The 20,382-nt window shown below is 43.4% G+C and carries 7 protein-coding genes; 2 read left to right on the forward strand and 5 right to left on the reverse strand.

Annotated elements, in window-relative coordinates; translation table 11 throughout:
- The first annotated feature begins 59 nt into the window (after positions 1-59).
- Together ACYVF1_RS01740 and ACYVF1_RS01745 are read left to right on the forward strand one after the other, a co-directional pair.
- Positions 60-5,540, forward strand: a complete 5,481-nt coding sequence (locus ACYVF1_RS01740) for a sacsin N-terminal ATP-binding-like domain-containing protein (protein WP_461074986.1) — start codon at positions 60-62, stop codon at positions 5,538-5,540.
- Complete coding sequence (locus tag ACYVF1_RS01745) at positions 5,540-7,237, forward strand: AAA domain-containing protein (protein WP_461074988.1); 1,698 nt, start codon at positions 5,540-5,542, stop codon at positions 7,235-7,237. The genes ACYVF1_RS01740 and ACYVF1_RS01745 overlap by 1 nt, the downstream gene beginning before the upstream one ends.
- Positions 7,238-7,828: 591 nt before the next feature.
- Here the strand turns inward: ACYVF1_RS01745 and ACYVF1_RS01750 are convergent.
- Genes ACYVF1_RS01750 through ACYVF1_RS01770 form a run of 5 tightly spaced genes read right to left on the reverse strand, consistent with a single transcriptional unit; the run spans position 7,829 to position 20,068 of the window.
- Positions 7,829-9,841 carry an AIPR family protein gene (locus tag ACYVF1_RS01750; protein ID WP_461074990.1) on the reverse strand — a complete coding sequence of 671 codons (2,013 nt, stop codon included), beginning with the start codon at positions 9,839-9,841 and terminating at the stop codon, positions 7,829-7,831.
- A 3-nt stretch (positions 9,842-9,844) separates the two neighbouring features.
- The gene (gene drmB / locus ACYVF1_RS01755) at positions 9,845-11,914 is read right to left on the reverse strand and encodes a DrmB family protein (RefSeq protein WP_461074992.1); all 2,070 of its coding nucleotides are present in this window, start codon (positions 11,912-11,914) and stop codon (positions 9,845-9,847) included.
- 2 nt (positions 11,915-11,916) lie between these two features.
- A complete protein-coding gene (locus tag ACYVF1_RS01760; protein WP_461074994.1) occupies positions 11,917-15,711 on the reverse strand; it encodes a helicase-related protein in 3,795 nt (1,264 codons plus the stop codon).
- 3 nt (positions 15,712-15,714) lie between these two features.
- A complete protein-coding gene (locus ACYVF1_RS01765) occupies positions 15,715-17,463 on the reverse strand; it encodes a nuclease-related domain-containing DEAD/DEAH box helicase (RefSeq protein ID WP_461074996.1) in 1,749 nt (582 codons plus the stop codon).
- A gap of 1 nt (position 17,464) precedes the next feature.
- Positions 17,465-20,068: a hypothetical protein gene (locus tag ACYVF1_RS01770; protein ID WP_461074998.1), complete on the reverse strand. Its 2,604-nt coding sequence runs from the start codon at positions 20,066-20,068 to the stop codon at positions 17,465-17,467.
- Positions 20,069-20,382: the final 314 nt, after the last annotated feature.

Here is a 20,382-nt window from a genome sequence, read left to right on the forward strand (position 1 = left end):
GGTGTTTTTTTGTGATGAAGTTTAACAATGCTTATGTTTCGGTCAAATATTGGCACCCAATGGACAATTCCTCTAACGAAGCTCATCCATTAGAAATACTTCTCAAACGATACTGGCAAATACCCAAATTGCGATTTATAGGCCGATATGAAGGTGGCCCTGATGGCAAAAAAGCCAAGTTTGCAGATCTGCGATCCATGTCAGGAGACGCATTATTTTTTCCGCCTAATAACGAAGCAGTTGGTTTAAAGCCAGGCAAGGCCTTTGCATTCGTGTTTGCGAATCCGAAACTGACTGAAGGCGAGTACTATCAATTTAATGCCCATATTAATCAACATGAGAAAGAAGTTAAAAGAAACCCCCTTTTTGCTTCCCTTCAGCCGTTTGAGAAAGTATCTAATCTGGTCCAAAGACGGATGGAAAAGGAAGAGTTTATAAGAAGGATTTTTCGTCAAACGGGAGCCTCGCCTAAAGATGCAAAAGACTTAGCTAGAGCCTTGAAAAACTTCCAGTTGGAGTTATACACCCGTACAGAACGGTTCATCTTTGAAATTCTACAAAATGCTGATGACTTTCCGATAGACAAACGCCCTGTTCAGGTAAACTTCACGGCTTTGGATGAAAACATTTTGATTCAGCATGATGGTCGCCCGTTCGATGAAAGAGATGTCAGGTCTATATGTAGCATCGGAGATAGTGCAAAATCACAGACAGCATCTGCGACAGGTTATAAGGGTATTGGATTCAAATCGGTGTTTACCAAGTCTAAACGAGTATTCATTTCATCAGGCGGATACACATTTTGTTTCGATAAAGAGTCCCCTACCTATTCATATTTTGACAAAATGTACCCAAAGGCTGAACCAGAATTTTTAACAGACCAACAGACCTACACCGGTTCAGACAACGTGCCATGGCAAATTAAACCCATATGGCGGGAAAAATACTTGTTCCCACGTGAAGTAAGAAGCCGCGAAGATTATTTCAAGGACAATGTTTCTTTTTGTCTCGAATTTGGTGAGACAAACAGCAATGATTTCAAAAATAAAGCCCGGAAATTTTTCAGAGAGCCACGCTTTCTGCTATTCCTGAAAAATATAAACAAAATTACTTACGCTGAAGGAGAGGGCACAAACCGTCTTTTTGTGGAACGGTTTGTGGACGGAGACACAATAACTTTGTTTGGAAATCAAAATCCTAAAGCATACATCATCTATCAAACACCACAAGTTGATTTTTCTAGCTATAGCAGTGAATTAATTACAATTGGAAACGTACCAAAAAAACTTATTGATAATCCATACCTTAACTTGACCTTCGCGGGGTTGCTGGAGGATGGTAACATCGTTTTAGAGCCTGATACGGTTCTATTTACTTATCTGCCTACCGAAGATAAAACCTACGGTTTTCCTTTTCTGGTTAATGCCGACTTTGTGATGAGTGCTAACCGTGAACAGATTCAGCCAGAGAACAAATGGAATGAACTGGTCTTCAGAGAAATTGGCTACAACGTATTTGTCTGGATAAATCACATTATCCAGACAAATCCAGAACGCATTACATCTGTATACAGGCTTATTCCAACCCTTCCCGTCCAGGACACACTGGTTTGCAAAGCGTTTCAGGAAGGGTTTGATAAAGGCATTCAAGAAATCCCGTTTATTCTTAATCAGTCAGGAGAGCTCCAGTGTCTCGACGATACGCTGGTTGATAAGACAGGCCTAAGCCAATTATTAAAGGAAGATTTTGCTCTAATCACCGGACAGAGCAGACAAACAATCACAGAAAAAGCGGAGACTCGTACCATCGAAAATCTCTGTAAAACCACAAAGTTAGGCCACGTTTTTAGCAGGGAAGAGTTGCTATCACTAATCAATATAAACACATTCCAGGGTTGGCTAAAACAACCCACTAACAACGCTAGCTTCCTCAAGCTCCTTCACGAAAAACACTGGCTTAATAGCTTCAAAGAACATCCTGTCTTTCTTAACCAGCAAAATGAGTTACAGACCGCCGACGGCCTTTGGCAAGATTTGGGCGACGACCAACTCCTGCTCAACTGGATGCCAGTTGCATATCTGCATCCGGAAGTTTGCCAGCAAACGAATCATTTCGTGCTTCCTCTTGCACCATACAGCCCTGTTGAATTCATTGAAAAGGCTATCTTGCAGAGTAAGTCTAAGTCGGCTGTTGACGCCTTACTCGACCAAAAGGCAAATAACATCAGCTTTTATCGCTACCTGTTCAAACACCGAAACAAGCTCACCTCTGACCATCTCAGCAAGGATAATCTGTTCTGGTTCAAAGTATGGGGTAAGTGGAGCCATAAAGAATATATTTCCAGTTTTCAGGATAATCTAAGTTTGTACACTCATCACCTTGAACTGAGACACCTTTTAGAAAGCCAAGCGTTTACTAGAGACCATTTCTGTCTGCTCTCCTCTGAATTTGCCGAGACGGCCGAACAGCAACCGGAATGGGACGACTTCTGGAAGCGGTTTAAGGTAAAGTCATATTCTGCAGCCTCATTTTTACAAGATGAAATCGTTAACCAGATTGCTAAACTAAACGCCTATTTTGGTAATTACACAGCTTTTAATGACGAGCCATTGGAAAAATATCTACAGCTACGGCAGGGAAACATCATTCTATGGCAATTCATAAACAGTAATCTACCGAGAGTCCCTGCTGATGAGAAGAAAAGTACTCAGCATAAGTTGAGTACGCTTGCCGTTTTTGTAAATAATGAGGGCCCGCCGAAGCCATTGAAAGATTGCTACTTGCCGGAAAGCTATACCGGAAATGATGCCGTCGAACTGCTCGTGAAGGAATACGGCTTAACCAATATTCACTTTGTCTCGGGTCTGTATCAAAATCAGACAGGAGTTGACTGGAAAAAATTATTTGGGCAGTGTGGCGTAAAGACTGATACTTCAGACGCAGTCAAAAGCTATGTCCTGCCGAATCTTGGAAGCCTATCCGACGCCCAACAAATTGTTTCTTACACCCGACTGATAATCAACGAGTACACAAATTTAAAAAATGACTCAGCGGCTGTTGTTGACCTTAAAAATCATCTCAAATGCAAAACAGCAGAGGGTAGTCTCGTAGCTATGCGCGAGGCTCTGATTGGCTCACACTATGAATCCAATGCTTTAATTGATTCCATCCTGCCATCAGTAAAACTACTTAACCAGATTTCTGAAGAATACACGACTTCCAACAAGACGAAATGGGTCGAGTTCTTTAAGGCACTTGGGGCCACATCACCCATCGAGCCGGACATTATCACTCGAAAAATAGACCACCTGCTGGTTAACCAGTTCACCTACAACACGCCCGAAAACACCGTTTCAATTGTTGACGAATTACTGCATCTATATAAGCAACAGAAGCTGACAAAAACACATTTAGATAAATTAGGGCAACTACAGTTTCTGGTTAACTCTGATGACAATACAATGTTGCCGGCAAATCAGTGCCATCTGCCAAGCGTATTGAAGCCGGCTCTGGATCTAGAACAACTTCTACCGAGAGAGGTGAGACCCAGCATTTTTGTTACACCTGATTACGTCGTTAAGACCAATAACCGATCAGAACTTAAAGATTTCCTGATAGCTATTGGTGTCCAGAATGATTTGGAATTCGTCCATAAATCGACTGTTCGCCGAGATGAATTGCCGGATGCGTATCGCAGGTATGTGGACAGGACAAATAACTACATTCCCGACAACGCCAAATTCTATTCATCTCAGCATACTATAAGCCCTTGGTCTATAATTAATTACCAATCTTATCTATCCAGTTCTCAAGTAGTAGCCTATTTCTGGAATAAAGTGTTGGCTACAAAATGGCCCTTAGTCAAGCATCTCACAAATGTAACGTATAGCTGTAAGTACAATAATTACAGCTTCAAAAACTACATAGCATTTACACTTCAAACAGCGAGGGTTATTCCGAATCTTATCGGTGAATACGTAATCGCTTCAGCCCTGTTCTCAGTCCAGCATAAAGAACTAATTGACGACCCCGTCTTTACGCCAGCAGTTGACCTGAGAAGCATCATGGTTGAAAACAAGACGCTGGAAGAATGGCTTGGTATTCGACAAACAGTTCCATTACGCTACTACCTCCGCCGAATCCGCCAAGTGCACGAACTTGATTCACTCAATGAAGAAGGTATTTGGGACAAGGTAGCCAGTATTCTGAATGGAACGTCGCAGGTTCTCGAAGAAGCCGATAAGAACGCCCTTAGCGATTTTAAAGCCAACGGGACCTTGCCCAATCAGTCGGGCGAATGGCGCCCCGTAAAAGACCTTTACATCATTACCGATGGATTTGGGCTTGGCATTGGTAAGTGGAAACCGCTTATTCACGAGGGCTTAGCCAAACTTGCGGAAAAACTCGGCGTTACTTCCCTGACAGAGGCCGACTTTGAGTTTTTTCCTGAAAAACCGTATCAGGACTGGAAATTAAAGTACGAAGTGAATAGCCGCCTGAAATTTATAGCTTTTGCTGAAGACGATACCTGTTGGCAAGAGCTTGAACAGGACTACAGGCAACGTTTAGGAAGCTTTACTTTCTATCAGACCGATGAAATTTTATTCAAATGCAATAAGGTGGCTGGACTTACAAGCACCGAAGCCGATTTCCACGAAAATGGAACAGAAATATACTATCTCGGCTCCTGGAATGAACCACGTGCCGGAAAACTTCTCGAATTTCTTTATAAGAAGTTAGATCTAAAAAAAACCTCACAAAAGCAGTTTAATGATTTCCTATTTGGCACTGAGAAAAAAATAATTGACCTCTTCGGTCAGCGTAACCTAAACATACCAGACGAATGGCGGCCCCAGTTGTCTGTTAGCCTCCCAATTCAGCCTCAACCAGTTGTGTCTCCCAAGCCGAAAAGTAATCCAATTGGTTTATCAAAGCAGAAAGAAGACGAACCCGAATCCGAATCAGAGGAGACATTTACTCCTATCAGCTCATTCGCCGAAAAGTCAGCCATATCTGTTGGATTGAGTCCAGAAGAACAGAAACAGCGAAACAGGGAAGCGAGAGAGGTGCTTATTGACTGGCTTGAAAATCACTCAGACTATGATTGTTCAGATATTGAACCGGATGACTATCAAATTGCTAATGTGCGAGACCGGGCAAGTGGAGAGCTCCTAACTTTCTTTATAAGTAGTGTAGTCAAAGGAACGCTATACGTTTGGCCCGCTCGATGGCTTGAGTTCAATCAGCCTAGTACTCGTTGGATTTTAGTGGTTAACGACCGGGTTAAAGAAGTATTCAGAAATCAGCATGAACTCCTGGGTCGGTATAGCCGTACCTTACTTCGTGTTCAAAATGAGTCAACACCCGCGATGGAAGACCTGAACGCCATTGCTGAACTAACGAAGCATTCTCAAACCTGGCAATTTATGTTCTACGATCCCACAGACGATTATTACAGCACTCCCCGGAAACAACGAGTCCAGAGTGATACTGGCATTGCAGATGTTGCCACCGCAGAAGACGATATTCTTGATGACTGATGCAGATACCTATCAAACAACACGAACGACTGCTCATTCAGGAGTATAAGTTACAGGAAGACGAACACGCCAAGATTCTAAATGAGTCAGCAATTAACCTTAGGGAAGCTGGCAAATTGTATGTAGCAACGCTGGCTGGCATTGATGAGTTGCGCGGAAACGCAATACTTCGGTTTAGCAGTAAACGGCCCTTCCCCCGGCGTAATGAGCATGTAACGGCCATTGTCCCAGCCAGAGAACATGATCGACCGGCCAACTGGCAGCACGCAACCTATCGTACCATTCAGTACAAAGCACAGCGTTTTTGTGAATTGGTACCGGCTTGGTATCGCTTTGAAGAGAATGACCGGCTTATTATCGGCTTTCGCGGAGCAACCGCCAACTTCCTAGCAGATCTACCAACCGGCACTGCCCTTATTCTAGGGCCCCAGGAACCCCCAACTGCATACCTCGAAAATCTAATTTCGTTACTCAGAGATGCTTATCTGTACCCGCGCTTTCATGATACTGTCAGTATTGACGTGTGGGATGAAACTTGGAACCCTGAACCGCTAACGAACGATAATACCGCATCTTTGCTGTTGTCTGCCCAGCTAACAATTCATCGGGATATGATTATTCAGGGGCCACCAGGAACTGGCAAGTCATTCCTGATTGCTAATCTGTGTGCTACCTTTTTACGACAGGGAAAGAAGGTAATGGTTACAGCATTGACCAACACCGCCCTGATGGAGCTAGCTGAAAAAGAAGGCCTCGTCGATTTTTTGCAGTTAGGAAGCGTGTATAAAACCAGTGTTTCAACGGATGAGTCCAAACGACTACCGAAGTTGAAAGATGCTGCCGATTATGCATACTTGGCCGGTACATTGCTCCTGTGTAGCTATTATAAAATGAGCGAAAAGGCACTGCTGGCAACGGGAGCACATTTCGATTTGGTGATTGTTGAGGAAGCTAGTCAGGCGTTCCTGGCTACGATTGGAGCAGCCCGGTATCTAGGGGAACAATGCATTATCGTCGGCGACCAGATGCAACTTCAACCGATCCATGCTATTACCGATGCTGACATCGAGCACCCTTCACTTATTAAAGCCTTCAACGGCCTGTCTACCCTAGCTGCGAGCGAGCTTACTCGCTCAAAATTTATGCTTCAGGAAACATTTCGTCTATCACCATACAGCACTTACCTGACCAATGCGTTCTATGGCGGGCGTTTGCAATCGGTACAGCCTCCGCTTAAACCCCTGCAATATCCGCCCACCTTTCCGGTTTTAGAGAAAAGTGTTCACCTCATTGAAATGCCAATAGCGGCAGGTGTAAAAACTCCTCAGAATGCCATTACACAGGTTGCTCAACTGACCGAGGAGTTGTACAGACTGAATCCGAAAGCTACAATTGCCGTTTTGTCATTTTACGTTTCCACTGTTAAAGAACTTCAACAGCGCATTTATTCTGATGTTAGCAACTCCGAGCGAGTGACAGTAGAGACTATCGACCGTATTCAGGGGCTGACGGTGGATATATGTATCTTACTCATCCCCAACAATGGACTTAACTTTTCGCTCAATCCGAACCGATTTAATGTGGCAACCAGCCGCGCCCGGCATCGGACGATCATTGTTTTGCCCAACGACCTAAATGTTGATGGAATTGAGCCGCGAGTAAAGAAGTATCTTACTGAGGCAAAGCGCGAAATCTAAGTCGTCAATTACATATTGGATTCATCCAATTTTTTAAGAATAGTTGTTTAATCACCTATTTTTGAAAAGGCAGGTGATTATTTAAGAACACTTTTCAGCGAGTTAAGGCATTGTCCAAATGCAGCGGGCCAGGCTTTTCTGCGAACAGATTATTTCAGTCCCCCTCACGACTCTCTAGATTCCGAATCGACCTTTTATACATAGATGGTAGCGTTCCGGACTACTGACTATGGTGACCGGAAATTTGCAGACACAGTCTATCCGCTCCTTTTTAGTTATATCCAACAATCTCATAAATTGCTCGTGGCTGTTGCATAACTCACTTCAGTGGTTCAGTAATATTAAAATTAAGGCGGTTCTGGGCATTGCCTTGACCAAAAATTGATTTCTGAACCAATCAGCAACCAGATTTACCGACAAATCATGGTTCAAAATAGTTGTGCAATACCCACGCTCTATTATTGTGACGGCTGTTTACGCTGTTTGAGTCAAACGACGAATTATGTATTTTCCGGCAAAACTACCCCACACTATAAGGGCATATTAAAAAAGCTTGATAATGTGGGCTTTTGATTAACATCCTTATTTAGTCTACTCATTTATGATACATCCTCTGTTGCTGGATTCCTTCAATATACGAAGAGCGTTTTTGGCCTGTTTTAGTGACAGCCGGATACCGCGTCTGTACTGTACGCCGAGATTATAAGCAAGTTTTCTGTCAAATGGGGAGAGCTCATTGTTTTCTTTCGCCCATCTTGCCAGATAAAACCAAGTCTCCCCTTTAATACCAGATGCTTCATCGATTATTTTCAGTTCATGCTCATTCCGCTGTTCCTGTACGCCGTGGTCATCAGCAGCCTTTAGCACATTATTAAGGGGAGTAATATCAATGAACTTCGCTTTAAGCGAACTCCAGCATTCCAACCGTTTGCACCATTCGGTAACGTTCATCCCCTGTTTTGGCGGATTTGTGACGTGCTGCCAGACGATATCCAACAGATGATCGATAAAAGACTGTAATTCCTCATTCAGCTTCTGGTGCTGCCATATACTAATTAGATTCAGTCGCTGGCTAGTCTTAAATGAAAGCATAGAAACTGTGTATGCAACTACGTTCGCTTTATATCCAGCCAGCTTTTTTCGGCTCACAAGCTTGTCAATTTCCTGAAAAAGAATGGCTTTGGCAATCAGCTGCTGATAATCTGATTTTGTTATTTCACTATTCTGATCGACTTCTTTTAAAAAAAGCAGATAATTTTTCTCACCACCCTTGCCTGCATCATGGGGACGCTGGCGCCAGCACATTTCATACTTGGCCAGATCTGTTTTAGTAATCTTATGCTTTTTGGGATACTCCGTATCGAAGCGATTCTGATCCTTTTTGGAAACCTGTCTTGATCGCTCTTCCGGATATTGTCCACGGGTACGTTCATAATACCACTTGCTGACAGCCTTACTCCCTGATAATTCCGGTATCCATTCGGACCTCGACCACCGTTCTATTGAAACCTGATATGGCGAATTGGAACTGAAGTCAGAAGCTTTGATAGCAGTCTGACTGTTGGCATACTGGGAAATACTGGGAATTATTTCGTTCAGACTGTTCCCAGTCTTTACAACTGAAATTTTCATCGGCACAAAGACCTTTGAAAGATCAATTCCTTTTTCTCTGGATGTATAGTATATAGATGCTGTTGTCTGCCCACCATTAACAATCTGTAGATTTTCAATTCGGTTCAGATAAGTTACTCCTGCTTCATAGGAAACGTCCACCGTCTGTGCAGTAGTGGAAATACCGTTGTTATAGGCGAAAAACATATCCGGCTGATTTCTTATAGTTTCCCGGATGCCGTTATTTACTTTGACTTTGAACTGCAGAAACGTCCTTACGTTTTTTTCCAGCAGCCCCTGTCTGTACTGACCATATATGTCTGCCAATATCTGCGCGGGAAGAATTGCGATATATACATCAACTTTATCACTTACGTCATCCATCGGCAGACATTTGAGTCTGAAATTGTAATCTCTCTCAAAGTTAATTTCAATCTTCTGTTTACCGGCCTGGATCAGGTACTGCTGGTATACACGTTCAATATCCCACAATTCATAATCCCAGTGAATCCCGTTTTCTTCCCGGTCATTCGGCACCATATGCGCTGAACATATTCCGTTGGTCAGGACGAAAATCCGAACGTTTTTTACGTAGGTCTTAGTCTGCTGAACAATACTTATAAAATCAGGCAGAAGTTCATCATTGTTCTCATTTTTATCAGTAATGTTACCGTTGCGTGCAGAATTGAAAAGCTTCTCAGCTTTGCCGAATGAATCCAGTATTTCTTTATCGGACACCTTCTGTATCCGGGCATCGTCTCTGCCAACTGTTACAAACAGATCAATCGTTTCATTGTCATCATCATAGTCGTAGGCATTTATTCGCATTCCCCTAGCTTTGATGGTGCAGACCAGAGGTTCCAGCACTTCACCACTGTCTTTTATATATTCCAGTATATCTGCTGTGATAGCGTCTTCAACGGAGACTTCTTCAGACTCTATACTGATGTGAACATTCTCCAGAAAATCCGCTGCAAATTCGTCAAGATTCATTGATCAGGGCTGGTTAAAAAGACCGGTTTGGGTATTGTTCAGTGTTCCGATTACTGTTGCTCTGTCGAGGAATTTATTCATTTTTTCGCAGCTGGTTTCCGGAAGCAGAATACAGGAATAACAGGCCGCCAGATTAAGCCCCAGAAAACCCTGACCCTGTTCGGCTGATATACATAGAGGATCGGAAGAACACCAGCGAGCCTTGTCCACACCTTTTTTAATAACTGAAGAAAGGAAAGAGGGATGCCCTTTTTCGACCAGCCCGCCAAGCGAGCCCTCAGCATCAGAAGTTGTTGTATAGATGAGTATACCATTCATTTCCTCGTCAGTGCCAATGGCCGCATTGGTACTGCAGTAGATAATCTCTGCAAGCGAAGAAAGACTGTAACCGCAGTCTTCCGCCAGTCCCTTTAACAGAATGTGTGAAAGGGTATGCAGAAACAGGTACCTTTTATTGATGAGCCGCTGATTCTGATTGAAATTAAGATTTGCTTGTCTGAGGTTCTCATTGATTGCACCCAGACGCCCGTCCGGATATATAGCTGCCCACTCATTCAGCTTTTCATTACAGAATCTTAGAAAAATTCCTTCCCCCTTCACTTCTACAGCGGGAAGCTCAGAGGTGTAGACCGGATCTTTCCGCGCATCCTGTATACGTTCAAATTCAAGTCTCTGACTAATGTCCAGGCCGTCTGCCGCTTCTGCAAACACCAGTTCCTCACTCATCAGAGGCCTGACCCGGGTAAATCCTTTATAAACCTTTAGTGCAGAAAGCTTTTCCAGTAATATTACTTCATCCAGCAGATCAGCTTTACCGATAAGATTGTTATATGTTAGTCCAGGAAGTTTCTTTTTCTTAAACCACACGGCAGGATCTTCGGTAACTGGTCCAGTAAATGCCCTGAATTCCTGCTGACGCAAAAGCTCTGCTTTGTTGATGAAACGTTCTTCTGGTTTTTCACCAAAGTAATTCTGGATAAACCCGGCAATGGCCATTTTTGAATAACCAAGTTTCAGTAGCTGATTATCCGGATTGGTTTCAACCTTGTTAACTAGAAAGTCACGCCATTCTTCATTTGAGTAACTGGCAAACATATCCGACATAAGACTCTTGAAAACCGTTATCTGATTCATTAGACAACTTTGCACGTCGGGGGGGCATTGCTGCTCATAAGCAGCCTGTGGTAATAGAATACCACTATATATTATAGGGAAAATAAGGTTTCCAGCGCCCCGCTGCATGGTACGTGGAAATTTCCGCTTTGCCACAGCGGACAATTCTTCCCCGTCTATCAAACTGTTCTGTCCCGGTATGTTACCGACCAGTTCCCTGACATAATCTGTGTTGGTTTGCCAGCCCTTCCAAGGCTTCGGCAAGCAGCCTTTTACATAATCCAAGTAATTACCCTGCATGTCTGTCTCTATAAATATTGACTGGTCAAAAATCTGGCCGAGATCCCTGCTGGTAATAAGCTGGTTGTTTTTCCGGTGGCGACTTTCAATAATTATGTCACCAAGACCAGCTGAATCTCCCTTTGACCGGTAGTAAAGCTTATGACCCTGTCCTCTCTGATCCGGACACCGCCTGTGCACAAACCAGTCCCAAGGGAAATCTCCCAGAAACCCTTCTTCAGTAGCGATGACAAAACGCATAGGTACCAGACCGGGGCCAGCTCCGGTCTGGCTGTTGGTACAGGCTTCACAGGTGAATGGCTTCATTTTCTGGTCATAACTGCCCCTGTCAACTATTTCCTGACCCATTTTTTTTGTGACCAGATGAATCAGACCGCATTTGGGGCAGTACTGGGCCGCCGGGAAACGAATGCCGTACGTGGACAGGTTATTTATACCATCCTGCTGCGGAGGAGCCACGAAATGATCAACCTTGAAAGCTTCTGCCAGACGGCTATCCCGGATAATCTGTTTTTGATTGAGATCCTCTTCAACCTGTTTACCCCAGTCAGCATTCCCGTCATCATGACAAAGCATAATCAGCGAAAGCTCAGGAAAATCTATTACTGATCCGGCAGGCCAAGTATGTATAGCCTGTGATTGTCTGATGTCGTAACTCATAATTAATTGCTCTTGATTCTTACTTTGGATGAAGATTCCACATTCCTTAATGTCTGCATTGTCGGGATATGATCCTGTAGCAGACTTTCAACAAACTGAGCTGGTGCATTATAGACAGCTTTCGGATTTTTTATTTCGGTTACGATTTGTTCTGTAGTGTTATCATAACGCATGAAGTCGGAATACTCTGCCAGTTTCCTGCTGCCGTTCAGTGAAGAGAGACGGTCAAGATACTGCTGCTGGATACTATCTATATAGGAACATATCTCTGCCGCATCAACAGAATTGTATATAGCATTAGCCCTGTCTTGTATTTCCCCAATAACACTGCTGATAAAGTCCCGGTAGTTTGAATCGGCTGAATTGAATACACCAGTGCTTCCGGTCAGAAATACACTGCGGGTCAGAGCAACAAGTACTGTTGGCAGCACTTTTTCAAGCGCCGGCTGCGAGAAGGGAGTAACGGAACTCGCTTCCACATAGTAGTAGTAGGCCTGATGGAAAGCTTTGAACTGTTCGTAATGTGACCGGTCACGATTTTTGGTCGGTGACAGGAACGTGAAAACAACTCCGGGGCCCTCTCTTCCTACGCGGGAACTTGCCTGAATGTATTCAGCAGTGGTTTTAGGCTGCCCATTGACAATCATAGTGTTCAACCGTGGGATATCAACTCCTACAGAAATCATATTGGTTGCCGGAGCTATCTGGACGGGATCAGCCTGTCCCTTCAGGAGATTATTTATAGCATTGACAAACGTTTTGTAGTCCTTTTCATTATCTCCTGCAAAAGGAAGACCGATCTGTTCAAAAAAATATTTGTCCAGGAAACTGTTCCACCGGCTTCCCCGTGCTGTCTGCAGGTCAGCACGGGTACGGATACCTGCTTCAAAAAGATTTTTTACCAGAAAATTACTATCATCCAGGCCTTTGGGAAGCGTTGTCTTTTCCAGTCTGTCAAGACCTTTGGTTATTTCATCTGCCGTCATGACACTTGACAATTCACATAGTGAATTCTGATTAAACGGCTTGACGAATGTACCTAGGTGGTTAGCCAGCATTTTTCTGTAGGCGACAATGTCATCTGTCAGAAAAGTCCTGAACTTGCCCAGTTCTTTCAAGGCATTAAAATAAACAACTAGGGTATAATAGCTGTCAAGCTTTTCGTTGCTTGCCGATAAAGCAGGAATTCTTTCCAGCAGGACAGAAGCTAACCTGATCAGTGCGGTGCTGGTTGTAATTCCAGAAGGCATAAAGCCAACATAAAGCCTGCTTTTTGGATCTTCTTCACTGATTTTTGTTGCATAAAAAGAATCATCTGCATCGATAGCCGGCGGGGGGAACTGCAGAAAGTGCTTTCTGCCATAAAGACGCCTGCATTGTTCTTCGGCGTTGCGGACAGTAGCCGTCGCGCCAACTACTTTAGCCGAAAAGCCTTTCGACTCCCGGCATAGTCTGTCAATAACAATTTCGTAAACACCGTATATTGTCCCAAGGGCTGAGCTAATCAGATGAAGTTCATCCTGAATGATTAGTTCCGGAGCTGGGAAAAGCCTTATTAATTGATTATTGGTAAATTCTATATTGAACAGATTAAAAGCTTCACTTCTCCAGGCAAGCTGAACAAATTTATCAACTGTGGAGAACAGAAGGGATGGCCGCTCACGGTATATGGTCTCGTCAACTTCATAGACCGGAAATGCTTGATCCCGGTTCTGGCGGTAGTCAGCGGCAGTCACGTGAAAGGCGCATAGGGTGTTCGTACAGGCCATCAGGTAGCGGCCCGTTTCAGCCCCCTTTATGTTCCTCTCTCTGAAGTATCCCCAGCGGCCAGTTGGCTGATTATTAAGTACCTCACGGATTAGACGGTTTCCGCAGCAGGGACAGGAAAGCAGGGGTGGCGAATTTTTATAGGCACTTGGTTGTTTGCCAGAGTTCACCTGCCGGATGTAATCGGCATAATCTGTCTTCTGTTCGGTCTCTGTGTTGGGGGACATGGAACGGCCCATCCAGATACCATTCGATATTCTGACCTTACCGTAGTTACCCGGTTCCATTCGCCGGATCAGATCGCAGGAGCAGATCAGGATAGTTGCCCGTTCAAACTGCTGCTTGTTAAGTAGCCTGAGTGTATAGCGCATCAGCACAGACACCCCAGCACCCTTATCCGGATCATCACTAATTTTTTTAGCTGTTAACCGCCTGAAAAAAATGGTGAATGCGGTTAACCCTAGGTAAGCCTCTGTTTTACCACCGCCGGTGGGAAACCAGATCAGGTCAACGGTGTCCCTGTCTGACGAAAGTGGGTCTGTCACTCCCTCCAGTTGAGAAAGTAAAAAAGCGAGCTGAAAAGGGCGCCATCGTGCTAGGGCAGCCGTTTTGTCATTTTCCTGATGAGTTAACTGCAATACTCCATTTTTCCATAATGTTCCGGATTTGGCATCAACCGGAATAGTGGAAAAATTAGGGAGAGTATCATCATACCGGTTGTCATTGTGCTGAACGCGTCCTGCGGTTCTCCGGTGTCGGCTGAAGTCTGCCATAACCCGTTGCATAAACATTGCCCTGTTGGCATCCTCAAAGGCTTTACGAACATCTCTGTCTGACGAAAGCAGTCTGATTCCCTTCTGCATTCTTTCGTAAAGCCTATTACAATGGACCAAGTTTTTTCTAGCTTTTTCCCTGAGTCCGTTTTCCGGGATAGCACCATCTACTTCAGACTCTTTCTCGTCCACCCAAGCCTTATAGAGATCGATAAAAGCGGTCAGATCTGTATGAATACCTTCCCAGTTGTAATCAGTATTAACAGCAGCTCCGCTTAACCTCTTCATATATAATATGCTGCAGTCCCGGAATTTCTCCGGATCTAGGTTCACCCCATTTACTTTTTCCTGAGGCAATACCTGCGTCATTACTTTGTTTACCGAGTCATTTTTTTTATTCCAGTTTACGGATATACCATGTCCCTGTGCATAAATTTTATAATTGCGGTAAAGCAACTTCAGGTTGATATCTTCTTCAGAAAGGAGGTTTAAGTTTGATCGGTCTTCAAACGCCTGAAAGCCAGCCTCCGTTTCAACAAAAATAGCTGGCTGATAGAGGCACATTTCTGCACTCTTCTGATGGGCCGATGACTGGCTAATATTTGTATTGATCAGAGTAAACGTTCTGATTACAAGATTCTCCTGTCCAGTGCTGTACGGATAAGGTCTTGTTGTTATAACCAGATCCGCCTGTTTATGAATGTTTACGTTTATATTATTTCCTGCTACTGAAAATGAATGGCTTTCTGTACTGAAGTCAGGACCCCGGAGCGAATGAATTGATTCATGTGGCTGGTGTTTGAAGATACTTGTGCTGAATGATCTAGTTTCCGCGTCCAATTCCTGTTTCTTTTCTGCCTTCTGCTTACTATAGGTAGCAAAACGTACAGTTATTTTAAGCGGTGCATCCATGAAGGTAAGAACAGAGATCCCGGCAGCAGACGGACGAAATTTGGTAGTGAGCTCCAGCTCCCCGCTAGTAGGAGGCTCAGCTGCCTCTTCAGCTGCCCTTCTTTTACTCGCAACCGGGTCTGCTTCGCTTTGAGCATTACTCAGCTGGTTCCCTTCCTGATCCTGTGCACCTGTACCTACACTGCTTTCATCCTGCTCTTCATAAACAGAAGTGAGCTGTACCTGCGGAAATAGCACCCCAACAGAATAAAAATCCAGTGGATTCTTATCCAACTGCTCGCCATTGCCCGCCAGTGGTCCCTGAAGAATTCTGGTTACTTCATTAACAATAGTATCTCTAATCATTGGCTAGTGAAAGTTTGAGCTGGTGATGCGGTCACTGATAATAGAAGCGTACCGTATATTAATAAAAAAGATACTCTGAGCGGTAGCCCTGGAGTTGGCAATGTAAATCAGGGACATCTGTTGTTTATTACCGGTGTCGTAATCTTCAGGCCCACAGATCAGAATAAATTTGTTTTCCAGGCCTTTATAAGCATGAATGGTTGTCACGTTAATTTTTTCAGGTACCGAAAAGGCATTTTCTGTGAACAGATTCCGGTTTGAACGGACCAGTGAGTTTATCTGGCTTTTGGTGAAACATAGAATTGTTATATCTTTTTTATCAACGCCATAATTATCAAGCTTTTTTGCGGTCATAATTAACTTATTTATCAAATCGGTCTCCGAATGATAAGGTCTGATTTCACTCTTCCAAATATCGTCTCTCCGCAGACAGCTCATGGCAGGAAATCCGGTCTGTATAGATGCCCCCTGTATAGTAGATATTGTATTTCTGCAGTTCAGTTGAAGAAGGCTGACAAAACAGGGGTAAACCTCCCGTAAGTAGTGAAAGTACTCTTCAGCATCCCTGTTATAGATATTCTGATATTCCTTGTCCATGAAAACAGACCAGTTTCCAGATTCAAGGCCTCCTTTAAGTAGTTGCCCCAGTGCTTCGAAGTGGTATTCATTCAAAATATCCTGACCTTCATCAATGATTAAATAATCATATTTATGCCTGCCGATATCCTGCAGGTTTCTGATAAAAAGCAATGGCAGATCTCGGGACCAGTATTCATTAGTTTCATCGCCGGAGGCAGGCATCAGCTGAGTTTGCTGCACCTCACTATACAAAGCATGAAGATGACATATCGTATAATCACCCACCACTGAGAGCAGCCGGCTTTGCTTCTGAAGAAATAGGGCTAGGTTTTTATTATAACAGACCAGAAGTGTGCGCCTGTTATTGGTTATTGATCTTTTCAGAAGCTCAAGGGCTAAAATCGTCTTTCCGGTTCCGGGCCCTCCGATGATAATACCCCCCTTTCCCGGATTATACGCCAAGTTATCCAGTACAAAGAGTTGCATACCGGTAAGACGTTGTGTTTCTTCATCCCCTTTACTCAGTAAATCTGAAACAGGAAGCTGGAAATGAAGATCCTGCCGAAAATATCGGCTCACAGTAGTCACTTCCCTCTGGCTCAGGCCAACTCGGTTGATGTACTGTGGGTGGGCTGTCCAGTATCGTTTGAGTTTTTCTATATAGGCAACAAACTTGTTATTCTTGTGATCATGATAATCGTAAATAAGTTCAGGATCAAATTCCATCTGACCGGCCGCGGAATGGCTAAACTCTTTAGGTTTAAGTGTTTCCGGTAACAATACTCCAATACCATAGGCAAGACGGCCTGGAACTGCTTTCCCTTCGAACAGATTGGGAAGAAGGGTATCTCTTGTATAAAAAAGAGCCTCATAAGCCTGTCTGAATGGATTCCCCGGCTGAGTTCCCCCCAGTACGTACCACTGATTCTCAAGAGAGCTATACTTTACCTGTCCACCTTTAACTTCCAAAAACAGAATGCAGTCAACATCAAGGTAAACAAAGTCAATTTCTCCTTTCAACTTTTTGCCACTGGTTTTCGCCATATCCAGTGAATGAAAAAAATATCTTTCTGAGTTATTGAAATACCGGCTTTCAGCGGCTACATGATAGATTTCTTTTTCTGCTTGGGAGGCAAAGTCATACCCATTCAGGGAAGAGGGACTCAGAGGCATGTCAGATTTTGTAAATAGCTGAAATTCTTTTTATCTCAATATGATGGATGAAATCGTTTAACAGATCGTCCGTGAAAATCTCATCTTCGCCAAAGCCTATACCCTGAAGCCGGGCGATAAGTCTAGGGATTGCCGTTCGGATGAACTTAATCTGCATGGATTTCAGGTCAGCATTACAACGGTCAAATTCTGTTATCTCATCCTCAGGTATGATACCGAGTTGATGCAGGGTCTTCAGTAGTATCGGGAAACGTCCGGGACGCCTGGTTTCCCCGTCAATCCAGTTTTTCACTGCGGCAGGACCAATATTAAAACCCTCCCCAGCAAGTTGCCAAGAGATAAAGTCAGGATCTAGACCTGAACGGCTGATGTGATTACGCAGTAGTAGCCTCCATTTTTCATCCGTTTCAAGAGCATGGGCGTATGCGCTATTTTTCCGCAGGGCCTGATCCATCAGGTCTCTGACTGCAACACCCCGGCTGGCCATAATGATCTGATCCCCTGCCTTTAGGTCGGCAGCCGCACTGAATATATTATCAAGGTCATTGTATTCCTTGTCATCTTCATATAGAAAAAAGTGGCGAGAACCTTGAGTCTCCGTCAGCGTACCATCGTGAAAAAACAGCATGTAGTTTTCGGGATTTTCAGCCGATGTCCGCTGTTGGCGTTTTTCCAGAATATCCACTATTGTCTGCTGGAGGCCTCTTTCCTCTAGAAGTACCCCCTCTGTTTCTGGTGAAGCAATTGTCTGCTGCCGGTTAAACTGCAAGGGAATTAGTCCCGGGTCGTCAGCCTTCATCATCTTTGGTGGAAAACGTATATTGAGCAGATCATACTTAAGTTTATCTTCCCCGGCATCCAGCTGCAATTTTTGGAACTTTCGCAAAAAGCCCTCAGCGAAAGAACAGACTCTTTTGTTGAGTATAAATAGCTGCTGTATGGCCAGTAAATTACCCGCTGCCAAGGCCAGTAACTTTTTATCACATGACAGATAAATAATTAGTGTAGTGGCTGCACTCTCACAGCTACTCTGTCGCGGCATAAAAAAGTCGCTTTTGTATATACAGTTAACCTTTACCGCCGGAATCTTAGACTCAATAAATTCTGCTAACCATTTACCGTCATCAGAACTACTATTGTCTGAAACAATGCTTACCTCTCCCGTTATATTTTTCTGCTTCAGTTCATCCAGTATGAGCTGAAGCTTGAAGTTGGTAAAAGTGGCTGGCTCTTTAAGAAAAGCTTCGGCAAACTTTTTTGTCTCTTCAATAACATGATAATCTTGGCCGCCTGTAAACCACTTTTTATGTAGTGTGTCAATAGTACTTAATAAGCTACTTGTCCAATCTTTAAGAGTAGTCGGGTTAAAATATGAATTGAGCTTTTTACGTAGTTCGAAAAGGCTGCTTACTGGGTTCAGAATGTCACCGTTACAATAATTCTGTTCAGCCAGAATTTTCCATCTGTCGATCAGGGTATTCAGTTGGCAATTGAGATTTTCAAATTGCTCATCTACGGGCTTTGTAACTATTATAACGGGATGGCTAAAAGCATCAAAATCCTGATCAACCGATGCCTCTTCCAGTGGTCTGAGCAACCATGGGTAATAGTCAATACCCATTTCTCTGAAAAGTTCGTGAATAAGTATTTTGCTGTTACGACTCAACAGGTATAGATTCTGCAGGTGCCGGCTTGCTACCCTCTGGAAATAGTTGTCTCTCAGCCACATTATCTCTTCTCTATGGCTGTCTGACCGCTCCCATCGGTTTACCAGCTCATCGAAATCATCAATTACAATGGTTTTTATGTGATCCAGCTTTCCTCTTCCTGCTTCAATAATTGCTTCATAAGCTCTGAATGAATCATGTCGCGCTATCAGCAGAGACACTGGTTTTTTTTCCGCCTTAGTTCTGGACAGGCTGACAAACCGTATGTCTTCACCAATAACTGGGAAAACAACCTTTTTTATATTTATATGATCTCTTAGATCAGCCCCGGAGACCTTTACATTTCGAATCAGACTTTCAAATTTTGAGGTATTTGTAAATAGGATAACCCCTTCATAATGTTTATCAGCCGGAGCCAGTGGGAAGGAAAAAATATTACCATTGGCGGCTTGGTAATTGCTGACGAACTGACTTACCTGCTTCTTAATGTCTTCTGCATTTTTATATGGCCAGCTTAAACGATATTTTTCAGCAAAGGGCATTGTTGTAACTAATCCTGTTCCGGACCTGAACACCAGTTGTCTGTTTAGATAATCTATTGCTGTAATACAGCAGACTGATCCATTATAAACAACCTGTTTTTTACCATTTTCGAAAGCTTGGTTTTTAAATTGAGCTTGGGCCATTATTTTATCCAGCGCTTTCCGGTACTGACCCATGATAATATAAATAGGAATAAGGTTACTTGAACAACGCTCAGGGAGATATAGGCCAATTAGACGGTGACGGACATCAATAGTATTTTGATAAGCTAGATAAGGGAGCAGTTTCTGCTCGCTAAATGCCGGAGTCAGAGCATCATTGTAACTAAAGCCGGTATTTTTAAGGTCTGGGAAATGTTTCTCTATAACTTCCTCAAGATAACTCCTGTCAATCATATACTTGGTAATTATCGCTTATGACATACTGCTAAAGCTTAAATATTTGTATCTGTCTGGTAATACAACAATCGTTTATGAATTAATTGACAGCTACTGGAACTATCGTACAAACTGTCAGGCAGTTCGGTATTTCTAATATTAAACAGCAAATCGGCGCTTCTACTGATGCTGAATTCTAAACCACCAAATCAGCAGTAGTATTTATATTGACTGATATACTAAGTGCTCAGTACAGTCGATTTAAATTAATAATTACTTGTCCAGGTATGTGCTGACACCATTCTCAATAATTTTTTAAGTTTATAATGGCC

It is taken from the genome of Spirosoma flavus, assembly GCF_054778555.1.